We start from the raw sequence: 23,104 nt of genomic DNA on the forward strand, positions 1-23,104 counted from the left end.
TCATGCCGAAAGACCCGAAGAACGCCGCGCTCGGCGCTGCCGCCAAGAAGATCGCGAAGCCGGCGATCAAGAAGATCAAGGTTCCCAACCCCCGCGTGAGACGGCTCGATCCGAACAAGAAGCAGATCGACGCGACCGTCACTCCCAGCGACGGCGTCACCATGAAAACCGGCCCGGAACTGCGAAAGGACGCCGAGGACATCCACAAGGCGTACGAGAAGCAGTACGGCGAGCGCGCCTCGCAGGGCCTGACGGTGGCGACCATTCAGGACAAGAACGGGAACCTGTACTACGTCATGAACCGCAACACCACCTCCAAGGACGCCCGCGATCTGGCCGACAGCCTCGGCTACAAGCGACTCATGGGCCCCGGCACGTCCACGCCGGACGCGAACCATGCCGAGCGGATCGCGCTCAACATCCACGACCTGCGCACCCAGGCGATCAAGGACGGCAAGATCGGCGAGGAGCCGTACCGGAGCCTGCCCGAGCCGCCGATGAACATCTCGCCGTCGCGAAAACCCTGCGACGACGCGGCCACGCCACCGGCGAACGCGCAGAACTGCCGCGCCGAGACGCAGAAGACGAACGGTTTGGTCAACCTGGTAGGGTGGCCCTAACCAGGGAAAACACTGTCGCGCTGTCGTTGCGCGGCACCGATTCGAGGGGATGCGGGTATGGAGTTGTGGGACGCGGAGATGAGCCGTTTCGAGGGTCCCCTCGAGGACGTGTCGGCTCGGGACCGCTTCCGCATCGCCGTCGACGCCCTCGGCTGGTCGATGGCCACCACCGAGCGCCCGATCGAGGACGCCGACTTGGCCGCGTTCGTCGACCGCACCCTGGCGACCCTGCGGGCCGCGCTCCAGCAGGGCCGCACTCTCGCCGAGGCCACCCCCGCGGTCCTCTCCGAGCTGACCGTGCAGCAGAACCGGGCCGAAGCGCCCGGCACGATGGGCATCGTGCTCGCGCTCGGGTTGTGCTTCGACGAGCTCGACACCGTTCTGACCCCCAGCCGGACCCTCGAGGTCCTCGGGCAGTGCTACGAGTTCGAACTCGTCCGCATCTGCCCCGACCCGATCGTCACCCGCGCCTTCGAAGAGCGCAGCCCCCGCATGCGCGAGATCCTCGACTACCAACAGGCGCTCTTGACGTCCTACACGGGCGAACTGTAACCGCCTCTGAACGGCCCCCGTCCGTGAACCGCTGAGCGCCGCTGCGGCCGCTGCGTTTGGTGGTCAGCCTACGGGTGTCGTTGGGGATCAACCAGGTGTTGAGCAGACCCCGTACCGTCCGGACTTCCCTGCGGCTTCCGGTGTTCCGGAGCCGCCCTCAGGGAGGGTTCACTCTGGACCAGGGCAGGTGAAGGAGGGCGTAGCGGTCCCCGACATGGTGTTCAGGCACTCGCCCATCTGCCGCTGTCCGTAGAAGTTCGGGTGCATGGACTCCTGCAGCTGCCCCTGGGAGAGGCCCGAGACGATGAACCGCGCCCATTCGCTCTCGGCCTCGGGCAGCGGGTTCACGAGCGTGTTGCCGCCCGCGGACTGCTGGACGCCCTTGGCGCAGACCTCGTGGCCGTCGAGGGCTTCTTGGAGGTCGAGGAACTCCACGCCGTCGACGCTCGCCGCCGTCTGCTCGTGCGCCTCGGCGAGCGCGGGGATGAGGGTGTCCCGGGCCCAGTCCGAGTCGTCGTTGTAGAAGGGGCAACCGCCGGTGTCGAGCCGGGCGTACGAGGACTCGGGGTACCGGTTGTCGGCTCCTCGCGGGATCGGCGAGGGATAGGTCTGGAGGACCAGGCGGTAGTCCGAGTCCTGGTATCCGGCATCGCCCATGGTGCCGCGGACGGCCTCGAGGACCGCTTTCACCTTGCCGCTCATGGCCTCGATCCGGGCCGGCATCTGCGGTCCCAGGGTCTTGCTGCAGTGCCATCCGGCGTACCGCGGGAGGCTGAATCCCTTGACGCAGTCCGCGATGACGTCGCTGAAACCGATGTCGTTGCCGCCGATGGACACCACGATGAGTTTGACGTCCTTGGCGGCGGCATGGTCGGCGAGCTGCTCGATCTGCGGCCGCTCGCCTTTGAACGGGGTGTGGAGGACGTTGTCGGTCGTCGCTCCCGAGCAGGCGATGTTGATGCGGTTGCGCTCGGCGATTTCGAAGGTCTGCCCGTCGACGCGGACCGCGTTCAGGTGGTGGATCTCCGCTCCAGTGGAGCGGTTGCACCCGTTGGCGTACGACGATCCGTAGACCCTGGTCGGGTCGTAGAAGCAGAAGGTCTCCGACGCGTTGCAGGCGTATGCGGCGAGGTCGGTGCCGTACCGGCTGCCCCGAATCGTGTTGCCGTTGCCCTGCCAGCGGCCCGCCTCCCCCGAAATGAAACTGTCGCCCAGGGAGATGACGGCCGGCTCCTTGGCCTGCGTCGTCGCGGCCTCTTCGGCGACGGCCGCCGAGGGGACGGCGAGCACCGCACCCAGAATCGCGGCGGCTGCGCCCGTCGCCCATGCCGGCATCGACGATGTGCGCGTTCTCGTCGCTCTCATTTGCGTCCCTCCCACGGCAACTCCTTCTGACGGTGAATGAAGGCGTTGCAGCAGGTGGAGCGCCTTCGGCTCGACACAGTGGACCACGGGTACCGGGACGCCATCGACCGATTCGGCTGCCGCCGATTGTCGAGAATCCGACAACCGCTCCGCGGCCGGTCGGCACCGGGGTCGGGTTCCGCTGGGCGCGCGTAGGGACATCGATCCCGACCGCAAAGCGCACCGAGTGCCGCCTCAGCGGGATTCACCCGGATCCGGGCGACCTGCGCGATCGTCGCCCGCCTCACCGGCGGCAAGGTCCCCGGCGCGAAACTGCCGTACCTCGGCAACAACATCGGTCTCGGCAACCGCGGGGTCTTCCAAGCGGTCGGTGCGGACCTGAGCCCGAAGACGTGGAGCCTCCGCGCGCGACCCGCAGCGCACTTCAAGGCGCTTCGTCAACTGGGGTACGGCGTGGAACGCCGCCCACCCCGCCGCCGGACTGCCGACCCGCAAGCGCCGCTTGGCGCTCACGGCGACGCAGACCAGAGAGGAAGCAGCCTCGTAGACCAGGTGCGTTCGGCCGCAGCCGGTCGGTGCGAGCGGGCCGGCAGGCGCCGGATCAGCGCGTCGCCGGTGGCGGCGAACCGGTTCTTGTCGCGGTTCCCTGTCGGAGGTTCAGGACCAGGCGGTCCGAAGCCGTTCGTGCTCGGCGGCGGTGACGGGGAGGACGACGCCGTGGCAGGGGTCTTCGGGCAGGCGGAAGTCCTCGCACGGCGTCCACCGGCCGCCGGCGAGGTCGGTCGTCTCGAACGGGACGTAGCGGCGCTCGGGCGTGAACTCGTCGATCCACAGGAACCAGCGGTCTCCGCTGTTCGCCTGGTACACCAGCGGTCCCTCGCCTTGGCGGATCGCGCCGAGCCCGATGCCCTCGGCCAGCGGCGCCCACTCCCCCGTGAGCGAGGTCGCGGTCTCCGAGAAGACGGTCTTGCCGAAGGGCGACTCGCCGGTGCGGCCGCGTTCGTCCTTGAGGAACCGGTAGTAGACGCCGTCGTGCTCGATGACGGTGGCGTCGATGGTGTGCCACCCGCGGTCGATCCACACCCGCGGCTCGGCGAACGATCGGAAGTCGCGGGTGGTGGCGCACAGGATGCGGTTGTGGCTGTCGGTCGCGTGCTCGGGGTCGGCGTACAGCGTCGAGGACCAGTGGACGAGGTAGGCGCCCTGGTCGGGGTCCCAGACCGCCTCGGGCGCCCACGCGTTGCCGGCCTCGGGTGGGGCGACCTCGACGAGGCGGCCCTCGCCCCAGTCGACCAGGTCGCGCGATTCCCACACCATGATCGACCGGCTGCCCCGGCGCTGCATCCGGTCCCAGTCGGTGCGGTCGCCCACGCGCAGGTCGGTCGCGACCATGAAGAAGCGGTCGCCCTCGGGCGAGCGGACGATGTGGGGGTCGCGGACGCCGCGTTCGCCGAGAGTCGAGCGCAGGACCGGCCTGCCGCCGTTCAGGTCGTCGAAGTGCAGCGGGTCGTCGCCGTCGCTGAGCGCGAAGTGGATCTGCTCGCCTTCGGCCCCTTCGCGTTTGAAGTGGGCGTACAGGTAGCCGGCGTACTCGGGTTCGCTCGTCATGTCGGTTCCGGTCAGCGGCCGAGCCAGCCGCCGTCGACGGGGAGCACCGCGCCCGAGACGTAGTCGGAGGCGGCGCTGGCGAGGAACACCGTCGCCCCGGCGAGGTCGCCGGGGCGGCCCCACCGGCCGGCGGGGATGCGTTCGAGGATCGCCTTGGAGCGGTCCGGGTCGTCTTGCAGCGCTTGGGTGTTGTCGGTGGCGATGTAGCCGGGGGCGATCGCGTTGACGGTGACGCCGCGGGCGGTCCACTCGTTGGCGAGCGCGCGTGTGAGACCGGCGATGCCGGATTTGGCGGCGGCGTAGCCGGGGACGTTGATGCCGCCTTGGAAGCTCAAGAGCGAGGCGGTGAAGATGATCTTGCCGCGGCCGCGGTCGAGCATGGCGCCGCCGACGGCGCGGGCGAGCGCGAACTGGCTGGTGAGGTTCACCTGGAGGACGTCGTTCCAATCCGCGTCCGAGTGCTCGGCGGCGGGGGCGCGGCGGATCGTGCCGGCGTTGTTGACGAGGACGTCGACCGGTTCGGCGGCGAGGGCGTCGGCGAGATCGGCGACCTGCGCGGGGTCGCTGAAGTCGGCGCGGAGCGCGCGGAAGCGGCGGCCGAGCCCGGTGACGCGCCGCTCGATCGCGGAGCCTTCGGGTTCGATGGTGGCGCTGACGCCGATGACGTCGGCGCCGGCGGCGGCGAGCGCTTCGGCCATGGCGAAGCCGATGCCGCGCTTGGCGCCGGTGACGACGGCGAGGCGGCCGGTGAGGTCGAAGGGGTTCATGCGGTCTCCTGCCCGGCTTGGACGTCGATGAGGATCTTCATGGCCTCGCCGCCGGTGAGGGCGTCGAACGCGGATTGGACGTCGCGCAGGGGCACGGTCCTGGTGATGAGGGCGTCGGCGGGGATCGCGCCGGTGTCGAGGAGGGCGACGGCGGTGTCGAAGTCGTCGCGCTGGTAGACGCGGGCGCCGAGGAGGCGCAGTTCGCGCCAGAAGACGCGTTGGAGGTTGACCGGCCGCGGTTCGGGGTGGATGGCGACGACCACGAGGGTGCCGCGGACCTTGGCGTAGTCGACGGCGCCGAGGACGGCCGCGGCGGCGCCGGAGACCTCGAAGACCACGTCGGCACCGGCGCCGCCGGTCCACTCCTCGACCCAGGCGAGCGTGTCCTCGCGGGGGTCGAGGACGGTGAAGCCGAGTCCCGCGGCGGTCTCGCGGCGCTTCGGGTCGAGCTCGATGACGACGACCTCGCCGCCGAAGGAGCGGGCGACGGCGGCGATGAGGACGCCGATGGGGCCGCCGCCGATGACGACGGCCTTCTGGCCGGGTTCGAGTTCGGCGCGGCGCACGTCGTGCACCGCGACGGCGGTCGGCTCGACGAGGGCCGCGTGCTTGAGTGAGAGCGAGGCCGGGAGGGGCACGAGCAGGCCGGCGTCGACGTTCCAGCGGCCTTGGAGCGCGCCGGGCGAGTCGATGCCGACGAAGTCGAGGTTCTGGCAGATGTGGGAGTTGCCGGCGCGGCAGGCGGGGCAGGTGCCGTCCCAGGCGAGGGGCATCACGGTGACGGGATCGCCGACGGACCGGCCGTCGACGCCGTCGCCGAGGGCGGCGACGGTGCCGCTCATCTCGTGGCCGATGACGGCGGGGACGTCGACGCGGGCGTCCATGTGTCCGCTGAGGATGTGCAGGTCGGTGCCGCAGATCCCGTTGTAGGCCACGGCGATCTGCACCTGGCCGGGGCCCGGCGGCGCGGGGTCGGCGTGCGCCACGGTCATGGTGCGGTTCCCGGCGTAGTGTGCGGCGAGCACGGGCGCCTCCTCCGGTTGTCGGTCGATCGGTCGCGGATGAGGATCGCACACATCCGCGCGTTGCGCAATCGTTTGATCATCGGTTTCTCAGATAGGCGATACTGGACCGATGGCGAAGCTCAGTGATGTGGCGGCCCGCGCGGGCGTCTCGGTGTCGGCGGCCTCCAGGGTGCTCTCGGGGGACCCGGCGGCGCGGCTGAGCGAGGCGACGCGCGATCGCGTCCGGAAGGCGGCCGCGGAGGTCGGCTACCACCCGAACTTCGCCGGCCGGGCGTTGAAGCTGGCCCGCACCGACGTGATCGCGCTCGTCGTCCCCGACGTGACGAACGCGCTGTTCGCCGAGCTCACCAGGGGCGTGGAGGACGAGGCGGTGACGCGCGGGTGCGTCATGCTGCTGGCGCGCAGCGAGGACATGCAGCCGGGCGGGCGGATGTTCGACCGGCTGCTCGGCGAGGGCCGGGTCGACGGGATCGTGCTCCAGCCGCGCGACGGCGCCGACACCGCCGAACTGGCCGAGGCCGTGGGCGAGCGGTCCGCGCCGCTGGTCACGATCCACCAGCGCATCCCGGGGGCCGCGTCGGTGGTCGTGCCCGACGCGCTCGCCGCGCGCCGCGCCACGGAGCATCTGATCGCCTTGGGGCACCGCCGGATCGGCTTCGCCGGGGGCCTGGCGGCGTCGCCGAGCGCGCAGCGGCGGGCCGAGGGGTTCCTCGCGGCGCTGCTCGAAGCCGGTCTGCCCGGCGAGCCCGGGCTCGTGACCTGGCGCGGCTACCGGGAGTCGGACGGCCGGGCCGCCGCCGCCGAGCTGCTGGCGCTCCGCGAGCCGCCGACGGCGATCGTCGCGGCCAACGTCAACGCCGCCGTGGGTGTGCTCGCGCAGGCGCGGGCCCAGGGCCGCACGGTGCCCGACGACCTGTCGGTGGTCGCGGTCCACGACGCGTGGACCGCCGAGCACACCTGGCCGCCGCTCACCTGCGTCCGGATGCCGCTCTACGAGCTCGGCCGCACGGCCGTCGCACTCCTCGCGCAGGTCATCGAGGGCGGACCGGTCGAGCACCGGGCCGTGGAGGACGCCGAGCCGGTGCTGATCGAGCGCGAGTCCACCGCCGGCCCGGGCCGCTGAGAACCGGCGGGGCCTTGCGCCGGGGACGTGCGGCGACTACCGTCGACGGCTGATCAATCGTTTGCGCAAGCGGAGGCCGCACCTCGCGGGCGTCCTCCGCCACCGCAGCCCTCTCCCCGCCAAGGAACCCGCATGACCTTCATCGACGCGGTCGAGACCCACGACGTCCGCTTCCCCACCTCGCTGACCATGGACGGCTCCGACGCGATGAACAAGGACGGCGACTACTCCGCCGCCTACGTCGTCCTCCAGACCGACGACCCCGAGCTCGCCGGCTACGGGTTCACCTTCACCATCGGTCGCGGGAACGACCTCGTCACCGCCGCCGCGCTCCAGCACGCCGTCAAGCTCATCGGCCGCGACGTCCACGCCATCGCCGCGGACCCCGGCGCGCTCTACCGCGAACTCCAGTCCGACGCGCAGCTCCGCTGGCTCGGCCCCGAGAAGGGCGTCGTCCACATCGCACTCGCCGCGGTCATGAACGCCGTGTGGGACCTCGCCGCGCGCGCCGCCGGCAAGCCGCTGTGGCGGCTCCTCGCCGACATGACCCCTGAACAGCTCGTGGACGCCGCCGACCTGCGCTACCTCTCGGACGCCCTCACCCGCGACGAGGCGCTGGCGATCCTGCGCGCCAAGGAGCCCACCAGGGCCGCGCGCATCGCCGAGCTCGAGGCCCGCGGCGGCTACCCGTGCTACACCACCAGCGCCGGCTGGCTCGGCTACAGCGACGACAAGCTGCGCCGGCTGCTCCAGGAGGCCGTGGACCAGGGGTACCGGCACGTCAAGCTCAAGGTCGGCGCGGACCTCGACGACGACCGCCGCCGCCTGGCGATCGCCCGCGAGGTCATCGGCTGGGACGCGAAGCTCATGATCGACGCCAACCAGGTGTGGGACGTGCCCGAGGCGATCGAGTGGGTCAAGGCCCTCGCCGAGTTCGAGCCGCACTGGATCGAGGAGCCGACGAGCCCGGACGACGTGCTGGGCCACGCCGCGGTCCGCCGCGCCGTCGCGCCGATCGGCGTCGCCACCGGCGAGCACGGCATGAACCGGGTCCTGTTCAAGCAGATGCTCCAGGCCGAGGCGATCGACTACCTCCAGCTCGACTCGGCGCGGCTGGCGAGCGTCAACGAGATCATCGCCGTGTACCTGCTCGCCGCCAAGTTCGGCGTGCCGGTGTGCCCGCACGCGGGCGGCGTGGGCCTGTGCGAGCTGGTCCAGCACCTGTCCGTGTTCGACTTCGTGGCCGTCTCGGCGAGCCTCGAGGACCGGGTCACCGAGTACGTGGACCACCTCCACGAGCACTTCACCGACCCGTGCGTCGTGGTCGACGGCAACTACGTGCTCCCGTCCCGGCCCGGCTATTCCGCTGAGATGCGCGCCGAGTCCATCGCCGAGTTCACGTACCCCGGCGGCGGGTACTGGGCCGGCCGGGTCGCGGGCGTCGACTGACGGCGTGGTGAAAACCGACCACCGGACGGTGAACGCGGCCCTTCCGGGCGCCGCGGTCCGCTCCTAGGCTCGACGTACGGCGGCCCCGCGGGCCGTCGATCGAAAGGACGGCATGCTCACCTACGCCCTCATCCACCCGCCGCTGCTGGCCGCGCTCGCCGCGGCCGGACACGGATCGCGGATCCTCATCGCCGACGGCCACTTCCCGTGCTCGACGCACACGAACCCGGCTGCCGCGATGATCCACCTGAACCTGCGGCCCGGGCTGCTGACCGTGGACGACGTGCTCGAGCCCCTGCTCGGCGCCGTCCCGGTCGAGCACGCGGCCGTCATGGGCTCGGGCGGCGACCCCGTGCCCGCCCACGACGGCTACCGCGACGCGCTCGGGGCGCACGTCCCGTTCGAGGAGGTCGAGCGGTTCGCCTTCTACGACCTCGCCCGCACGACCGACACCGCCGTGGTCGTCGCCACCGGCGACCAGCGCCAGTACGCGAACCTGCTGCTGACCGTCGGCGTCGCCGGCGTGACGCCCCGAAAGGAGCACTGAACATGACCGGAGCGCACCGCGAGCGCCTCCCCGACTGGGCGCTGGAGGCGAGTCTCGGCATCTTCATCCACTGGGGACCGTACGCGGTCCCGGCCTGGGCCGAGCCCGAGCACATCGCGGGCGAGGCCGAGCCCGAGGGCGGCTGGTTCATGCACAGCTCCTACGCCGAGTGGTACGCGAACACGATCCGCATCGAAGGGTCGCCGGCGGCGGCCCACCACGCGGAGGTCTACGGGTCGGCACCCTACGAGGACTTCCTCGACCAGTGGCGGGCCGAGGCGTACGACCCCGTCGAGTGGGCGCGGCTGTTCGCGGCCCTGGGCGCGGACTACGTCGTGCCGGTCACCAAGCACCACGACGGCGTGGCGCTGTGGGACGCGCCGGGCACCGCGGGCTTCAACACCGTCGACCGCGGCCCGAAGCGGGACCTGCTCGCGCCGCTCGCGGAGGCGGTCCGCGCCGAGGGCATGCGGTTCGGCGTGTACTACTCCGCCGGCCTCGACTGGTCGCGGACCGACTGCCCGCCGATCGTCGAGGGCGCGGACCTGTGGCGGTACCGGCCCAACGACGCCGACTACGCGGCCTACGCGACCGCGCACGTCCGCGACCTCATCGACCGCTACCGGCCGTCGGTGCTGTGGAACGACATCGAGTGGCCCGAGGCGGGCAAGGAGGACGGCTCGCTCGACGCGCTCATCGCGCACTACCGCGAGGCCGTCCCGGACGGGATCGTGAACGACCGCTGGGGCGCGGACGTGTGGGACTACCGCACGAGCGAGTACTCGATGGGCGCCGACCACGAGACCGGCGTCGGGTGGGAGCACAACCGCGGGCTCGGATCCTCCTTCGGCTACAACCGGGTCGAGGACGAGTCGCTGACGCTCAGCCCGCGCGCGCTCGCCATGCACTATGCGGACGTGGTCTCGCGGGGCGGGCGGCTGCTGCTGAACGTCGGGCCGGACGCCTCCGGCCGCATCCCCGAGGTGCAGCGGCGCACGCTCGAAGGCGTGGCCGGTTGGATGACCGCGGTCAAGCCGTACACGGCCGATCGGCGGTTCCCGGGCGAGGACGAGGCCGGGGTGTCCGTCGACGCCGGCGACTGGTGCCGCACCTGGGCGAGCGGCGACCGGCTCGTGGTCGTCGCCGACCGGCCCGAGGCCGTGCGTATCAACGCGCCCGGGTACGAGGTCGTGGGCGTCGAGCTGCCTCGGTGACCACCGCGGGGCGGCGCTGCCGGGCCGGTGCGGCGCGGTGCGCGGAATCGATGTCGGTGCTGTGCGGCCGCCGCCGGCTGCGGATCGACGATTCCGGCGACGCCCCGGCGGCGTAGCGCATCCGGCCCCGCGGCCGGAACCCCTTGCGGGCGTTCCGGCTTCGGGGCCGGGCCGCGTCCGGGGCCGGGTCAGCGGCGCGGGGGCGCGGTCGACTCGCGGACGACGAGTTCGGGCTTGACGACTGAGGACTCGAGGCCGGTCTCGCCTTGGAGGAGCCGCGACAGCAGGCGGAACGCGCGGGCGCCGAGGTCTTCGAAGTCCTGTTCCACGGTGGTGAGCGAGGGGCGCCAGAGGGAGACCAGGGGCTGGCCGTCGAAACCGGCGACCGAGATGCCGCCGGGGACGTCGATGCCCCGGTCGGCCAGGGCCCGCATGACGCCCAGGGCGATCTCGTCGTTGCCGCAGAAGACGGCGGTCACGTCGTCGCGCCCGGCGATCCGCTCGCCCCAGCGGTAGCCCGAGAGCGCGTCCCACTCGGAGTTCATGACCTCGGGGATCTCGGCGCCGGCGTCCCGGAGGGCTTCGCGCCAGCCTTCGGTGCGGCCCGAGACCTTGCCGCCGGTGGGCCCGGCGATGTGGTGGACGGTCCGGTGCCCCTGCCGGAGCAGGTATTCCGTCACCCGGCGGCCGCCGGCGGCCTCGTCGATCAGTGCCGCGAGCGTGCCATCGGTGCGTTCCGAGCCGCCGCCGGCGGCGACGACCGGCAGCGACGCGGGCAGGGCCCGGGAGACCTTGATGCCGGCGCGGCGGAACTCGAGGACGATCACTCCCCCGATCGGCTGCGACAGGGCGAGATCGATCGCACGCATCACCGATTCGTCCTCATCGGACGCGACGATGGTGATGGAGACCGACATGCCGGCCTGCTGGGCGGCGGTCTCGACGCCGCGGAGGGTGCCCGCGTAGCCGTAGTCCGAGGTGGTGGCTTCCGCGATGATCGAGATGAGGTTCGGCTGGCTCAGCCGCAGCGACCGGGCGGCGCTGTTGGGGCGGTAGCCGAGCTCCTTCACCGCCGCGTGGACGCGCTGGGCCAGCTCTGGGGCGACGTTCTTGGTCCCGTTGAGCACGCGGGAGACGGTGGGCACCGAGACGCCCGCCGCCTTCGCGACGTCGGCGAGGACGGGGGCGCGGTACGACTTCGAGGAGGCCATGGCTTCGAGGATACGAGACGGTCAGTGTGGACGACGCCCGGGATCGAGCACTCGGATCAACGTTATCCCATCATGCAGACGACTTCGAGATCGATTTCGTTCCGCCGCCACTCGAGTATGTACGACACTGAACTGCTCTTACGTATCGAACTGAGCTCGCACCTCCGCCTGATTCGCGGGTCCTCGCAAGTCGATCATTGACCGTCGTCGATCATGTTGATAACCTTCTCTCGGCGCTGAGCCACGGAGCCCGACCCTTCCGGCACCCGGCGGCCTCCCCCAGTGGTCGACAACAGCGCCGGCTCTCACAGCGACATCATCAGGAGGACCCCTCTCATGGTCGAATTCTCACGCCGCAAGCTCCTCGGTGCCGCGGGCGCGGCGGCCGCGGCGGCGACGGTCGGCGCCGGCTGCTCCGGGAACACCGGGGGCGCCGCCGGCGGCGACTACGACATCCCCACCTACCAGCCCGCCCCGGATCTCGACGTCCAGCCGTACTACGCGACCGAGACCCCCGGCATGGAGCACGTCTACACCGATTACCCGAAGACCTACTTCAAGTCGGTGAACCGCGAGCCGGGTTCGGGCGGGACGGTCACCAGCTTCCAGCTCACGTGGGGCGACCCGTCGAAGCCCTTGGAGGAGAACCCGTACTGGCAGGAGCTCAACGAGCGCCTCGGCGTCAGCTTCGAGCCGCAGTTCGTGCCCCAGCCGGTGTTCGACCAGAAGTTCGCCACGATGCTCGCCTCCGGCGAGGTCCCGGACCTGGTGTTCGTCAACGACCAGTCGGCCGTGAACCTGCAGGGCATCAGGGACGGGGCGTTCGCCGACCTCTCCGAGACGCTTTCGGGCGACAACATCCTCAAGTGGCCCAACCTGGCCGCGCGCAAGGAGGAGATCTGGCGGGCCAGCCTCAAGGACGGGCGGATCTACCAGGTCCCCTCGATCGTGTGGGCGCTCACCAACCTGCCGGTCATGCGCGCCGACCTCGTCGACCAGACTGCCATCGGCCGCGCCCCCAAGGACGCCGACGAGCTGTTCACCATGCTCAAGGAGGTCTCCGCACTCGGCACCGGCCCCGGCGGCCAGCAGGTCTACGGCCTCAACAAGTACGACGCCCACCCGGGGACCGCGTCGATGTTCCAGCGTCTGTTCAAGACCGGCCCGGAGTGGCAGCACAACGACGCCGGCGACCTGGTCCACATGATCGAGACCGAGAACTACAGGCTCATGCTCGAATGGCTCGCCCGCGCATGGGCCGAAGGGATCTTCGACCCGGTCTCGATGTCCCCCACCCCGACCGACATCGTCTCGGGCGCGGCGATCCGCTACGACGCGGTCGGCGCGGCCATCGGCGCCGCGGGCCTGTCGCAGTGGGAGGCGGACCTGCCCGGGGCGAAGTTCGACTTCTTCGACATGCCCGGTTTCGACGGCTCTTCGCAGCTCGTGGTGCGCAACGTGCCCTACGGCAAGTCGACGTGCGTCTCGGCGGCCGCCGCCGAGGACGAGGACCGCCTCACCGAGATCCTCAACGTGCTCGACTACCTCTCTGCGCCGTTCGGGTCCGAGGAGGCGCTGTTCATCGGCTCGGGTCAGGAGGGGCGCCACTACGAGTTCGACGAGCACGGCATGCCCGTCACGAACATGGACTACATGACCGAGCTCGGGGTGCAGTACGTGGGCGTGTCGTCCGGTGACAACTCCTACCGGATCCACCCGAACGCGGCGCCGTGGGCGGACTCGTTCGTCACCGTCATGGAGTCCCTGGCCCAGAACTCGATCGACCGGCCCCTCACCGGCCTCGAAGGCGCCTCCCAGACGTTCGTCACCAAGGGCGCCCAGCTCAAGCAATTGTGGACGGATTTCGAGAACGGGGTCATCACCGGCCGCGAGAGCATCGACGACCTCGATTCATTCGTCTCCGATTACATGTCGCAGGGAGGAACGCAGGTCAAGGACGAGTACACGCAGGCCCTCAAGGACGCCGGCAAGTGAGCGTCCAGACCGCCGCACGCCCCGGGACCCGCACCGAGCGGGCCCCGGGGCCTTCCGCCTCGCCGGCGTCCAGATCCCCGGCGCCACCCTCCCCGGCGACGCCCCGCCCCCACCCGGCGTCACCCTCCAAATGGCCGTCATCGTCCTCGCCACCGTCCCCATCCTCATCGTCTCCCCGTTCCTCCAGCGCTACGTCACCTCCGGCGTCCTCACCGGCGCCATCAAAGGCTGAAACACGAAGGGGCCGAGCGCTGCTGCGCTCGGCCCCTTTCGTTCGTCACGCAACGCGGATCAGGCGCCAGCGCTGCGGCACGGAGCCCTTGTCGGCCCATTGAATCGCGGGCTCGCCCTCGGCCTCCTTGTTGCCGTTGTCGAGCACCATGCCCGAACGTTCACAGGTGAGCTTGACGGCCCCGCCGCCGACGTCGGTGATCCTCCAGCGCTGCGTCGCGGTGCCGTTGTCGGTCCACTGCTTGACCTGTGCGCCCTCGGCGGTCGAGTTGCCGTTGTCGAGCGCCTTGCCGGAGTGCTCGCACACCAGCTTGTGGTGTCCGCCTCCGACGTCGGTGATCTTCCAGCGCTGCTGGGCGCCGCCGTTCTCGCCCCACTGGATCACCGGGCGGCCGTCGACCGTGGAGCGGCCGATCTCGAGGAACTGCCCTGAGCGCTCGCACATGAGCAGGTAGGTGCGGCCGGAGACGACCGCCGAGGTGGAGCGCAGGTGCGCGAGGGTGCCCCAGCCGAGGGCGTCGAAGCCGCCGGAGTTGGAGCCGTAGTCGCCTCCGCCGCCCTCGGGCCGGGCGAGCGCGGCCATGCGGGCGACGTGGGGCATGCGCATCCCGCGGCGGACGCTGTAGTGGTTGTAGACGAGCTCCCACACCGGTCGGATCTGGCCCCGTGCGCCCGTGGAGATGAGGGTGTGCTCGACGCCGTCGCAGTTGCGGTAGGTCGTGAACGGCACGTCGTAGCCGAGGTTGTAGCGGGCGACGTATTCGGCCGCCTTCGCGAAGGCGTCGTCGCGGGCGGCGTACAGGTCGATGCCCTGGCTCCAGGCCATCTCCATGAAGGCGCCCATGAGGCCGATGCCCATGATGGAGTGTGCCTGGTCGCGGCCGGACTCCTGCCATTGGGCGAGTTCGCCGTGGACGAACGGGATCGCGTTGTCGATCGAGCCGGCGCCCGCGCCGTTGTGGAAGTAGTCCACCGCTTCGTCGATCTTGGCCTGGTCGTCGCAGAGGATGCCGATGGCGAGGATCGAGGCCATGTTGCACAGGTCCCAGTTCGCCCAGTAGTGGGTGTCGCAGGTGTTGTTGTGGCGCACCAGGAAGTCGCTGTTGAGCTCGTAGAAGACGGTCTTCATCATCTGCTGGAACCGCGCCAGGTCGAATCCGGGCGCGCCGCGCACCAGCTCCCCCGCGTTGGCGAACTGGTAGCCGTAGATGCCCGAGGCGAGGCGCGAGTCGGAGGGCGGCCAGTAGATCGACTTCAGCGTCGCCGACCAGGCGTTGCAGATCCGCACGGCCGCATCGCGGTGCGCGGTGTCGCCGCTGATGCGCCAGCGCAGGGCGTTCTGGTAGGCGGCGTGCGCGTCGTTGTAGAGCAGCCAGTAGTTCTGGGGTTTGTCGGTGTTGCCGCGGACGATCTCCTCGACGGGCTGGGGCGTCCAGGTGCTCTGGGAGTGGGCGTTGGCGACGAGCTTGTCCCAGCCCTGCTTCCAGGGCTGTGCTCCGGCGGCGACCTTGGACGCCATGCGGTCGAGGTCGGCCTGGGTGTGGAGCATCCCGGGGTGGCCGAGGGCTTGCGGGCCGGTCTGGTCGGCTCGGGCGGCGGCGAGGCCGCCGGCTTCGGTGGCGGCCAGGGCGCTTGCGGCGACCGCGCCCTTGAGGAGGTTCCGCCGCTTGAAGCGGGCGCTGCCGGTGCGGTCGTCGGTCATGGTGCTCCTTCGGCTGTCGTCGGTGAGGAGTGTCGGAGAGAACGCGGGCCGCGAACGGATATCGTTATCCCATATACTCGAAGATAAGGTTTGCATCGAGATCTGTCAATGTCTTGTATCTTGGTATCCGCGACTCCCGCGACCATGAGCGGTGATGAGGCCGTCGAACGCACGGTCAGGGTGAGCCTGCATGGTGGTTTCCTGCCTCGACAGATCCGCCGGTTCACTGTAGATTTGAAATCGTTATCCCTTGATCCGACGCACTCGCCGCCGAGCTGGCGACCGGTCGGATCTCGGCGATCCTCGACGTCGCCGACCCCGAGCCGCTGCCGGCCGGATCGCTGCTGTCCGACCTGCCGAACCTGTTCCTCACCCGTCCCGCCGCGCGGTCCGCGTGGCGGGACGGGCGGCCGAGGCGGTTCCTGTTATGCGATGTGCCCGAAGAACTGGACTTCGCCGAGGTTGCCGTGCCAGCGGTTCGGGTTGTAGATCTTGAAGTACCGGTAGTAGGTGTCGTCGGTGACCGGCTTCCCCTGCCAGACGCCGGCCGCGGTGCGGGTCAGCGGCTCGGTGAGGGTGGTCCACGTCTGCCCGTCGTTCGAGCCCTGGACGATCGTGCCGTCCGAGCGCGAGGTGCAGCACAGCCGCGGCAGGAAGTACACCTCGTCGAGGCGCACGGACACACCCTCCCCGAAGTCCACTGTGTAGTGCGAGCCGACGCCGGTGTTGAGGTCGCCGGCGGTGTTCTCGTCGCCGTCGAAGAGCAGGTAGCCGATCTGGTCGGCGGGGAGCCCGTTGCCGGGCCACTGCTTGTCGGAGGCGAGGACCGTGGCGAGGTCCGCGACGTCGATCAGCAGGTTCCGGTTCCCGCCGACGAACAGGCTCGCGCCTTCGGTGGCGCCGTAGAGGGTCGGCCCGGCCTCGCCGTCGTCGGTGTAGTCGACGGCGAGGGTGACCGGCCCGGGTTCGACGCCGTCGAGGACGACCGGCGCGAGCCAGTTGACGCCGTCGGCCGACGTGGCCGCCGCTTCGATGCCCATCACGTCGACGGTGACGGCGTCGACCGGCCGCCTCGTCGTGACCGCGACGTTCACGGTGTCGCCGACGGCGACCTTCCCGGCGACGGCGTCCTCGGAGGCGATCGTCGCCGACGCTATCTGGTTGCCGATCTCGTGGCGCTCGCCGTAGACGTGGAACTCGGTCATCTCGAAGACGCCGCGGACGATCCCGTAGAGGACGTCGGGCAGCTGCTCGACCATCTGGACCTTGAGGTACCGGAACCGGTCGTCCCGGAGTTCCGGGTCCACTTCGAGGGTGTTGAAGTCCTGGGTGAACTGCGTGACCCCGGGTGTGAGCCGGGTCCAGGTGACGCCGTCGTTCGAACCGTACACCGCCGAGTTGGCGAGGCGGTCGGCGAAGATGTTGCTCTGGAAGCCGAACTCCCGCGCCGACACCCGGAAGTCGGGGCCGAAGTCGAAGGTGTGGGACATGTTCACCGCCTGCGGGTAGGCGGTGCCGGTCTGGTTGTCGCCGTCGACGAGCAGCGCGGTGCGGTCCCCCGCGGTGGAGGCGTGCAGCAGGCCGGAGTAGTCGAGGCTGCCGTCCACTTCGGTCTTCGGCGAGACGAGCCGCAGTCCGTCGGCCGCGGCCACCATGTCCGCCAAGGCGGTCGCGTAGGCCTCGTCGGTGCCGTCGTCGAGCAGCGCTTCGGCCTCCTCACGCGCCGCGGTGAAGGCGGCGTCGGTCGCCGACTCGTACCCGTCCTCGGGCTCGTAGTCCTCGGCCGCCAGCGACAGCGCACTCGGGCGGTCGGCGGCGGCGTCGAGGACGATCGTGCGCGCGGCGACGCTCGTGCCGTCGTCGGCGGCGACGGTGATCGTGCCCGAGTCGGCGCCGGTCCAGGTGAGCCGCCCGGTGGCGGGGTCGAGCGATGCGCCGTCGGGGAGGCCGGCGGCGCTGTAGGCGATGCCCTCCGGGCCGGTGGCGGCGAGCTCGAGCGTGAGGTCGGCGCCGTCCCAGGCGACGACCCGGTCGGCGGCGTCCTCGGGGAAGACCGGTCCGTCGAGTTCGACCTCGGCGTTGATGTTGATGTGGTCGAGGTCGACTGCGGCGCCCTCGGTCTCGATGAACACGATGTTGTCCATGGCCCTGGTGACGGTGACGTAGCGCCATTCGCCGCCGGTGTCCGGAACGGTCACGGTGGTGTCGCGCCTGACGGCGTCGTCGTGGCTGACGCCGCCCAGGTGGATCACGGCAGCGCCTTCGGTGCGGACGAGGAAGCCCTGCTGCGGCCTGGTGTTCGCGCCGCTGAGATAGGCGATCTTCGACCCGCCGGCCATGGTCACGAATCCGTCGTGCTGGTCGACCTCGCCGGCGAGATGCGTGTAGCGCTGCTCGACTTCGAGGATGTCGGGGTCGGCGTTCGGCACTTGGGCGGTCTCACCGGCGGCTTCGGCGGGTGCGAACATCCAGGAGTCGCCGCCGCCGTCGCGGCCGTCCCAGCCGATCTGGACGGGGGTGGGGCGTTTGGCGTAGGCCTCGGCGAAGAACGGGGCGATGGCCTCGACGTCTTCACCGCGCCGGTACTCGTAGTGGTAGTAGATCTCCCAGAAGCTCGCGGTGGCGTATCGGCCGCGGTAGCCGTCGGCGATGTGGTCGTAGGTGTCGCGGATCGTCCCGTCGGGCGAGATCGCGTAGCCGACGGGCGTCCACTCCGGGTCGCGTCCGGACATGAACTGCCAGAAGTAGTCGGCGGCCCGGAGGATGCGGTCGTCCAGGAACTCGTAGGGCCCCACGGCGTCGGCGGCGGTGGAGACCGTGCCGTCGACGGGGTCCACTTCGGTGCCCTGGGCCGTCATCATGCGGGACAGGGCCGCGAAGTTCGTGAGGTTGCCGCCGCCGTGGGCCTGGTCGCGGCCCATCTCGACCAGCTGCACATGGGGGTCCTCGATGGGCTCGCCGGTCTTGTCGTTCGTGTCGACCCAGCGGGCGAGCCTGGCGATGGAGCCGTTGAAGCCCTCGTCCTTCGCCGTCTCGTTGACGGTGAACCACTCGACCTTCTCCTCATAGAGCGCGGTGTCGTCCATGAAGATCGAGCCGGCCATGGAGCCCAGGAGCGGGTAGTTGTGCTGGTTCATGAAGTGGTCCGGAGAGGACATGAACGTCGCGATCGCGGGCCTGATCAGGTTCTCGCTGAAGGACCGCGTGTCCTCTTCGGTCCACGCGAGCGCCGGGTCGTCGCCGCAGGTGGTGTACCGCAGCAGCTCGGCGGCGGAGGCCATGCGGAAGAGCGGCATGCCGTTGTGGATGTGCGAGTCGGTGTAGTACTCGAACTTGGTGGGGTCCATCTGCTCCCAGTTGCGGATGATGGCCAGGGCGTTCTTGCGGTGGACCTCCTTACCGGTGAGCACGTGCAGGACCGCCTGCGTGTAGGACTTCAGGCCGTCCGCCTCGAACATGCCTCTGGTGCCCGCGTTGAACGCGGTGGTGCGCGGTTTCGTCGGGTCGGAGCCGGCGTTGGAGGGCTTCACGGTCTCCCCGGCCGCACTGGAGCGCTTGAGCGCGTCGAACCCGGAGACCCACGGCTCGGCTCCGGCCGCGAGCTGGGTGCGCACGTTCTCCAGGATCGGCTCGGTGAGCCCGATGCCGGGGTGGTTGAACCCGGCTTCGCTTGTCGTGGAATTGAACTGCACCTCGCAGGTGCCGGTCTCCTGGGCCGCCGCGGGCTCGGCGTCGCCGGCCCCGAACTGGAGCAGTCCGAGTGAGATCGCGAGTGCCGCCGTGAGCGCGAGGGCGCGTCTGACGGCGTCGGAGGGGCCGCGCAGGGCGGCCCGGAGGGGGGTCATGATCGGTACCTTCTTCGCTGAGAGTGGACGGAGCGTGTCAGGAAATCGTTATCCATCGAGGGATAACGATATCTCGAACGGTGACGGGGATCAATACCCTCGCAAGCAGTTCTTGGCTGCGACCCGGCTCCGATCGGGTCCGGTCCCTCAGATATCGATCTCTCCAGGACCGGCCCCGGTGTGAGTGAGGGCGATCCGGGCCGAGACCAGATGAACCGCGCGCTTCCGGCCCGGCGGAGTCAGGCCGGAAGCGAGGCGGGAAGGCCGCTGCGGCCCAGCAGGACCGCGTCCGCGAAGACCGTGACGCGGGCGATCCCCGTGCCGGTGGCCGTCAGCACGCCGATGCCGACGCCTCGATAGATCCCGTCGCCGACGTGCAGGTAGGGGGCGATCGCGGGTTGCCCGTTGGACTCGGTCGCAATCGTGCGCCAGACGCCAGGGGCCGTCGCGACATGCTCGACGAGGTAGGAGACGCAGGCGCGCTTGCCCTCGAACCACACGCCGGTGCCGGTCACCTCCAGCACGGCGTCCTGGCGCAGGACGCGCTCGAACGCCGCCGCGTCCGCGTTCTCGAAGGCGTCCATGTACTGCCGCAGCAGCCGGCGGGCCTCCGGATGACTGGGTTCGAGGACGTCGCCCATCTGCGGCTTCACCTCGTCCAAGCGTCGGCGTGCGCGCTGGAGGAGGCTCTTCACCGCGCCGACGTTCGTCTCCAGCGCTTCGGCGACCTCGGCGGCCGGCCACGCGAGGACGTCCCGGAGGATCAGGACGGCGCGCTGCCGCGGGGACAGGTATTGGAGGCTCGCGACCAAGGCGAGGCGGATGCCCTCCCGGCCGATCGCGACCGCCGCCGGGTCGTCGTGCTCGGATGCGAGCATCGCGTGCGGCATCGGCTCGATCCAGAGCGTGCCCGGACCGGCGTTCTCCAGTGCCGCCGACGGACCGGTGCCGGACGGTCCGAGACCGGACGGGAGCGCCCGCCGACCGCTGTGCCGGAGGGCGTTCAGACACGCGTTCGTCGCGATCCGGTAGAGCCAGGTCCGCAGCGAAGACCGGTGCTCGAACCGGTCGTAGGCCCGCCAGGCCCGCAGATACGTCTCCTGGACCAGGTCCTCGGCGTCCTGGAGCGAACCGGTCATGCGATAGCAGTGGGCGAGCAGTTCCCCTCGGAACGGCTCGGCCCGGTCGGCGAACTCGCCGGCGGTCACCGGTGCCTGCATGCCGGACATCGTTCTCCTCAGCGTCGTCCACCGCGTCCGCCACCGGCGTCGCCGGTGGCGGACGACGGTGCGGGCCTTCCAGAAGTAGACCGATCGGAGGGCCGAAAGGAATCGCGCTCGCAGGAATTCCTTTCGCCCACGCCCGCGGTCTATATCAAGGTCGCTCCGACGCGGCCGGGATCCACCCGAGGAACCGCCCGCCCGAGCCGCCTGACCGCTCGGGCGTCGACACCGAAAGGCCGCACATGCGCACTGTCATCGAGTCCACCCTCATCTCCGCAGACGGGGTCGTCAACGACCCCGGCTCGTGGGCGATGCCCTACTTCAACGAGGAGTTCACCCGCGAGGCGACCTCGCTGCTCCTCGGCGCCGACGCGATGCTGATGGGCCGCGGCACCTATGAGGACCTGTCCTGGCGCTGGCCTGGTCAGACCGGCCCGTTCGCCGACGCCATCAACGGCATCCGCAAGTACGTGTTCACCTCCACACTTGATCGAGTGGACTGGAACAACGCCGTCATCGTCCGCGGCGACGTGGTGAAGGAGGTGACCCGCCTCAAGGAGGAGGGCGGCGGCGACCTCGTCCTCTTCGGCCACGGCCGCCTGAGCCACACACTGCTCGAGCACGACCTGCTCGACGTGCTCCGGCTCGCCGTCCACCCCGTCGTCGTGGGCGAACCGCTCGGCTCGTTCACCGAGAACCCGAAGACCCCGCTGCAGCTGCTCAGCAGCAACACCCGCAGCAACGGCGTCGTCGTCCTGACCTACCGGACGGCCCGGGCCGAACAGCAAGACGGGGCCTGACCGGCCGGAAAAGCGCCGAGCGATGGGCCCTGGGGACGGCCACAACGCCCCGTCTCCAGGGCCTTTCGTCTGTGTACCTGGTGGATTCACGCGACCTGGGCGTTCCACCTGAACGGCGAAACGGTTCCTGCGGGCCCTTGCACGGTACGGGCCGGCCAGGTCGGTCGGTCCCCCTCGATGGGAGAGCACCTGCGTGCGTGAGAGAGTGCCTGTCATGGGAGTCCGAATGGGCGGGAACCCGGAAGCGACACTCGAAACGGATCGACTGCTGCTCCGGCCTTGGCGAGTGGACGAAGCCGATGTCATGCGCGAACTGTGGACCGAACGGGATCCGCGAGTTCCGCCGCACCGTCGGATCGATGCGGAGGGGCACCCGACGATCGCGGAGTTGGAGAACCACATCCGCGACCGCCGGTCTTCGCTCCTGGCGATCGAGCGGAAGGACGCCGGTGACGTCATCGGCTATTGCGGCCTGGTCGACGGTGGACGAGGAGCCGAAGGGGAGCCGGAACTGGCTTTCGAGCTGCTGCGGCGAGTCTGGGGCCGGGGATACGCGACCGAGGCCGCGCTGGCCGTCCTGGACCGGGCGCGAGCGGCCGGTCACCGACGTGTCTGGGCCACCGTCTGGGATTGGAACGCCGCTTCGCGTCGTGTTCTGGCGAAACTCGGGTTCACCGAGACCGGGCGAAGAGAGGTGGATGCGGTTCACGGGACCACGTTGTTCACCGTGATCCGTCTCTGACGTGTGCCCTCCTCGCCGAGCGCCGAACCAGTTCTGAGCCCGCCTCATCGGCGCTCCCATGTCGGAGGCGGCCGTTAGCCTGGGGTCGTCGCCCGTGTGCCGTCTCGAAGAGGTGAGGTCAGATGTCGGTTCCGGAGTTCTTCGCCCCTGACATGCGCGGCCGGACGCTCGCGCCGCCCGGTTCGGACCTGGTGCTCGCCGAGTGGGAGGCCGACGGTTCGACCGGCGGTGAGCGGGTCTACCAGGCCCCGCTCCACCGCCACGCCGACGACGAGGCCTGGTACGTCCTCGACGGCTCGCTCGGTGTGCGGATCGGCGACGAGGAGGTGGTGGTGCCCGCCGGCGGCGCCGCGATCGTCCCCGGCGGGACGGCCCATACCTTCTGGAACGCGGGCCCCGACCCCGCGCGGTATCTGCTTGTCATGGGCGCCAAGACGAACGCCCTCATCAACGCTATCCACGCCGCTGCCGACCGCGGGCCCGAGGCGATGCGCCGCCTCTTCGAGCAGCACGACGCCGAACTCCTCGAATAGCGGGCCGGGAACCGCCGTCCCAGGCGTTGTCGGCGGGGAGTGCGGCTGCGCCCATGCCTCGCCGGGCGATCGCCACGGCGTCAGGCGATCAGGCGCGCTCGGCCTCGGCGTCGAACGACTCCCGCAGCCGCTTCGGCGCCACGGCACGCCAAGCCTCGGTCACCAGGTCCTCGACCTCCTCCCAGTCGACTGGATCCACGTCGAGGTAGACGCCCAGCCAGCCGCGATGGCCGACGTAGGGCGGCACGAAGTACCGGGTGCCGTCCCGCGCGACCAGCGCCTCGGCCGCACCCGCCGGCGCCGCGCACCAGAACGCGACCCGGTCGTCATGATGTCGGTCCGAGGAGATCGCGAACATCGATTTGCCTCGAATGAACCACGCCGACTCGCCGTGGCTCGGCTTCTCCGTGGCCTCGGGCATGCTCATGCACAGTCCCCGAAGCCGCTCGAACAACGCCCCACTGTCCATGATGTCGACACTAGAGGACGGCTACGACAACCGCGCTCGTCGTGCGAGCACCGCGCCGACCCGCGAACGCCCGAACGCGGAAC

At 70.3% G+C, this 23,104-nt stretch carries 19 protein-coding genes; 10 read left to right on the forward strand and 9 right to left on the reverse strand.

Annotated elements, in window-relative coordinates:
- The first annotated feature begins 2 nt into the window (after positions 1–2).
- Together GFD30_RS09785 and GFD30_RS09790 are read left to right on the forward strand one after the other, a co-directional pair.
- Positions 3–620, forward strand: a complete 618-nt coding sequence (locus GFD30_RS09785) for a hypothetical protein (protein ID WP_153025000.1) — start codon at positions 3–5, stop codon at positions 618–620.
- A gap of 78 nt (positions 621–698) precedes the next feature.
- Entirely contained in the window at positions 699–1,172 is a 474-nt protein-coding gene (locus GFD30_RS09790; protein WP_153025001.1) for a hypothetical protein, read from the forward strand.
- Positions 1,173–1,340: 168 nt separating this feature from the next.
- Here the strand turns inward: GFD30_RS09790 and GFD30_RS09795 are convergent, their stop codons facing one another.
- From GFD30_RS09795 to GFD30_RS09810, 4 genes are all read right to left on the reverse strand, one after another.
- Positions 1,341–2,537: a GDSL-type esterase/lipase family protein gene (locus GFD30_RS09795; RefSeq protein WP_194201914.1), complete on the reverse strand. Its 1,197-nt coding sequence runs from the start codon at positions 2,535–2,537 to the stop codon at positions 1,341–1,343.
- A 657-nt stretch (positions 2,538–3,194) separates the two neighbouring features.
- Positions 3,195–4,145: a glycoside hydrolase family 43 protein gene (locus GFD30_RS09800; protein WP_153025003.1), complete on the reverse strand. Its 951-nt coding sequence runs from the start codon at positions 4,143–4,145 to the stop codon at positions 3,195–3,197.
- An 11-nt stretch (positions 4,146–4,156) separates the two neighbouring features.
- Positions 4,157–4,912, reverse strand: a complete 756-nt coding sequence (locus GFD30_RS09805) for an SDR family oxidoreductase (RefSeq protein WP_153025004.1) — start codon at positions 4,910–4,912, stop codon at positions 4,157–4,159.
- A complete protein-coding gene (locus GFD30_RS09810; protein WP_322633121.1) occupies positions 4,909–5,937 on the reverse strand; it encodes a zinc-dependent alcohol dehydrogenase in 1,029 nt (342 codons plus the stop codon). Before GFD30_RS09810 ends, GFD30_RS09805 begins: the two co-directional genes overlap by 4 nt.
- Positions 5,938–6,046: 109 nt before the next feature.
- Between GFD30_RS09810 and GFD30_RS09815 the strand changes: the two genes are divergently transcribed.
- The 4 genes from GFD30_RS09815 to GFD30_RS09830 all read left to right on the forward strand — a co-directional run bounded on the left by GFD30_RS09815 (position 6,047) and on the right by GFD30_RS09830 (position 10,270).
- Positions 6,047–7,060, forward strand: coding sequence for a LacI family DNA-binding transcriptional regulator (locus tag GFD30_RS09815; RefSeq protein WP_153025005.1), 1,014 nt, complete (start codon positions 6,047–6,049; stop codon positions 7,058–7,060).
- Between the two features lie 132 nt (positions 7,061–7,192).
- A complete protein-coding gene (locus GFD30_RS09820; RefSeq protein ID WP_153025006.1) occupies positions 7,193–8,509 on the forward strand; it encodes an L-fuconate dehydratase in 1,317 nt (438 codons plus the stop codon).
- A gap of 112 nt (positions 8,510–8,621) precedes the next feature.
- Entirely contained in the window at positions 8,622–9,056 is a 435-nt protein-coding gene (locus GFD30_RS09825; protein WP_153025007.1) for an RbsD/FucU family protein, read from the forward strand.
- A 2-nt stretch (positions 9,057–9,058) separates the two neighbouring features.
- On the forward strand, positions 9,059–10,270 hold the full coding sequence (locus tag GFD30_RS09830) for an alpha-L-fucosidase (protein WP_153025008.1): 1,212 nt from the start codon (positions 9,059–9,061) through the stop codon (positions 10,268–10,270).
- A gap of 188 nt (positions 10,271–10,458) precedes the next feature.
- Here GFD30_RS09830 and GFD30_RS09835 read toward each other — a convergent pair whose 3' ends face one another.
- Positions 10,459–11,481, reverse strand: coding sequence for a LacI family DNA-binding transcriptional regulator (locus GFD30_RS09835; protein ID WP_153025009.1), 1,023 nt, complete (start codon positions 11,479–11,481; stop codon positions 10,459–10,461).
- Between the two features lie 336 nt (positions 11,482–11,817).
- Between GFD30_RS09835 and GFD30_RS09840 the strand changes: the two genes are divergently transcribed.
- Positions 11,818–13,476 (forward strand): type 2 periplasmic-binding domain-containing protein, encoded by a 1,659-nt coding sequence (locus GFD30_RS09840; RefSeq protein WP_153025010.1) that lies wholly within the window; start codon positions 11,818–11,820, stop codon positions 13,474–13,476.
- 277 nt (positions 13,477–13,753) lie between these two features.
- Here GFD30_RS09840 and GFD30_RS09850 read toward each other — a convergent pair whose 3' ends face one another.
- The 3 genes from GFD30_RS09850 to GFD30_RS09860 form a co-directional block, all read right to left on the reverse strand.
- Positions 13,754–15,409, reverse strand: a complete 1,656-nt coding sequence (locus tag GFD30_RS09850) for an RICIN domain-containing protein (RefSeq protein WP_153025011.1) — start codon at positions 15,407–15,409, stop codon at positions 13,754–13,756.
- 425 nt (positions 15,410–15,834) lie between these two features.
- Entirely contained in the window at positions 15,835–19,254 is a 3,420-nt protein-coding gene (locus GFD30_RS09855) for a discoidin domain-containing protein (protein WP_153025012.1), read from the reverse strand.
- 239 nt (positions 19,255–19,493) lie between these two features.
- On the reverse strand, positions 19,494–20,483 hold the full coding sequence (locus tag GFD30_RS09860; protein WP_227996013.1) for a sigma-70 family RNA polymerase sigma factor: 990 nt from the start codon (positions 20,481–20,483) through the stop codon (positions 19,494–19,496).
- A gap of 236 nt (positions 20,484–20,719) precedes the next feature.
- On the opposite strand from GFD30_RS09860, the gene GFD30_RS09865 reads away from it, so the two are divergent.
- From GFD30_RS09865 to GFD30_RS09875, 3 genes are all read left to right on the forward strand, one after another.
- Positions 20,720–21,277, forward strand: coding sequence for a dihydrofolate reductase family protein (locus GFD30_RS09865; protein ID WP_153025013.1), 558 nt, complete (start codon positions 20,720–20,722; stop codon positions 21,275–21,277).
- Between the two features lie 226 nt (positions 21,278–21,503).
- Positions 21,504–22,019 (forward strand): GNAT family N-acetyltransferase, encoded by a 516-nt coding sequence (locus GFD30_RS09870; protein WP_153025014.1) that lies wholly within the window; start codon positions 21,504–21,506, stop codon positions 22,017–22,019.
- A gap of 122 nt (positions 22,020–22,141) precedes the next feature.
- On the forward strand, positions 22,142–22,552 hold the full coding sequence (locus GFD30_RS09875; protein WP_227996015.1) for a cupin domain-containing protein: 411 nt from the start codon (positions 22,142–22,144) through the stop codon (positions 22,550–22,552).
- Positions 22,553–22,640: 88 nt separating this feature from the next.
- Here the strand turns inward: GFD30_RS09875 and GFD30_RS09880 are convergent, their stop codons facing one another.
- A complete protein-coding gene (locus GFD30_RS09880) occupies positions 22,641–22,979 on the reverse strand; it encodes an MmcQ/YjbR family DNA-binding protein (protein ID WP_227996017.1) in 339 nt (112 codons plus the stop codon).
- Positions 22,980–23,104: the final 125 nt, after the last annotated feature.

The organism is Glycomyces albidus (assembly GCF_009451885.1).
GTDB classification, from domain to species: Bacteria; Actinomycetota; Actinomycetes; order Mycobacteriales; family Micromonosporaceae; genus Glycomyces; species Glycomyces albidus.

Bases quoted from the DNA above. Each gene is read 5' to 3' on its own strand.
- GFD30_RS09785 (WP_153025000.1), top strand. From the start codon at position 3: ATGCCGAAAGACCCGAAGAACGCCGCGCTCGGCGCTGCCGCCAAGAAG.
- GFD30_RS09790 (WP_153025001.1), top strand. From the start codon at position 699: ATGAGCCGTTTCGAGGGTCCCCTCGAGGACGTGTCGGCTCGGGACCGC.
- GFD30_RS09795 (WP_194201914.1), bottom strand. From the start codon at position 2,537: ATGAGAGCGACGAGAACGCGCACATCGTCGATGCCGGCATGGGCGACG.
- GFD30_RS09800 (WP_153025003.1), bottom strand. From the start codon at position 4,145: ATGACGAGCGAACCCGAGTACGCCGGCTACCTGTACGCCCACTTCAAA.
- GFD30_RS09805 (WP_153025004.1), bottom strand. From the start codon at position 4,912: ATGAACCCCTTCGACCTCACCGGCCGCCTCGCCGTCGTCACCGGCGCC.
- GFD30_RS09815 (WP_153025005.1), top strand. From the start codon at position 6,047: ATGGCGAAGCTCAGTGATGTGGCGGCCCGCGCGGGCGTCTCGGTGTCG.
- GFD30_RS09820 (WP_153025006.1), top strand. From the start codon at position 7,193: ATGACCTTCATCGACGCGGTCGAGACCCACGACGTCCGCTTCCCCACC.
- GFD30_RS09825 (WP_153025007.1), top strand. From the start codon at position 8,622: ATGCTCACCTACGCCCTCATCCACCCGCCGCTGCTGGCCGCGCTCGCC.
- GFD30_RS09830 (WP_153025008.1), top strand. From the start codon at position 9,059: ATGACCGGAGCGCACCGCGAGCGCCTCCCCGACTGGGCGCTGGAGGCG.
- GFD30_RS09835 (WP_153025009.1), bottom strand. From the start codon at position 11,481: ATGGCCTCCTCGAAGTCGTACCGCGCCCCCGTCCTCGCCGACGTCGCG.
- GFD30_RS09840 (WP_153025010.1), top strand. From the start codon at position 11,818: ATGGTCGAATTCTCACGCCGCAAGCTCCTCGGTGCCGCGGGCGCGGCG.
- GFD30_RS09850 (WP_153025011.1), bottom strand. From the start codon at position 15,409: ATGACCGACGACCGCACCGGCAGCGCCCGCTTCAAGCGGCGGAACCTC.
- GFD30_RS09855 (WP_153025012.1), bottom strand. From the start codon at position 19,254: ATGACCCCCCTCCGGGCCGCCCTGCGCGGCCCCTCCGACGCCGTCAGA.
- GFD30_RS09860 (WP_227996013.1), bottom strand. From the start codon at position 20,483: ATGTCCGGCATGCAGGCACCGGTGACCGCCGGCGAGTTCGCCGACCGG.
- GFD30_RS09865 (WP_153025013.1), top strand. From the start codon at position 20,720: ATGCGCACTGTCATCGAGTCCACCCTCATCTCCGCAGACGGGGTCGTC.
- GFD30_RS09870 (WP_153025014.1), top strand. From the start codon at position 21,504: ATGGGCGGGAACCCGGAAGCGACACTCGAAACGGATCGACTGCTGCTC.
- GFD30_RS09875 (WP_227996015.1), top strand. From the start codon at position 22,142: ATGTCGGTTCCGGAGTTCTTCGCCCCTGACATGCGCGGCCGGACGCTC.
- GFD30_RS09880 (WP_227996017.1), bottom strand. From the start codon at position 22,979: ATGAGCATGCCCGAGGCCACGGAGAAGCCGAGCCACGGCGAGTCGGCG.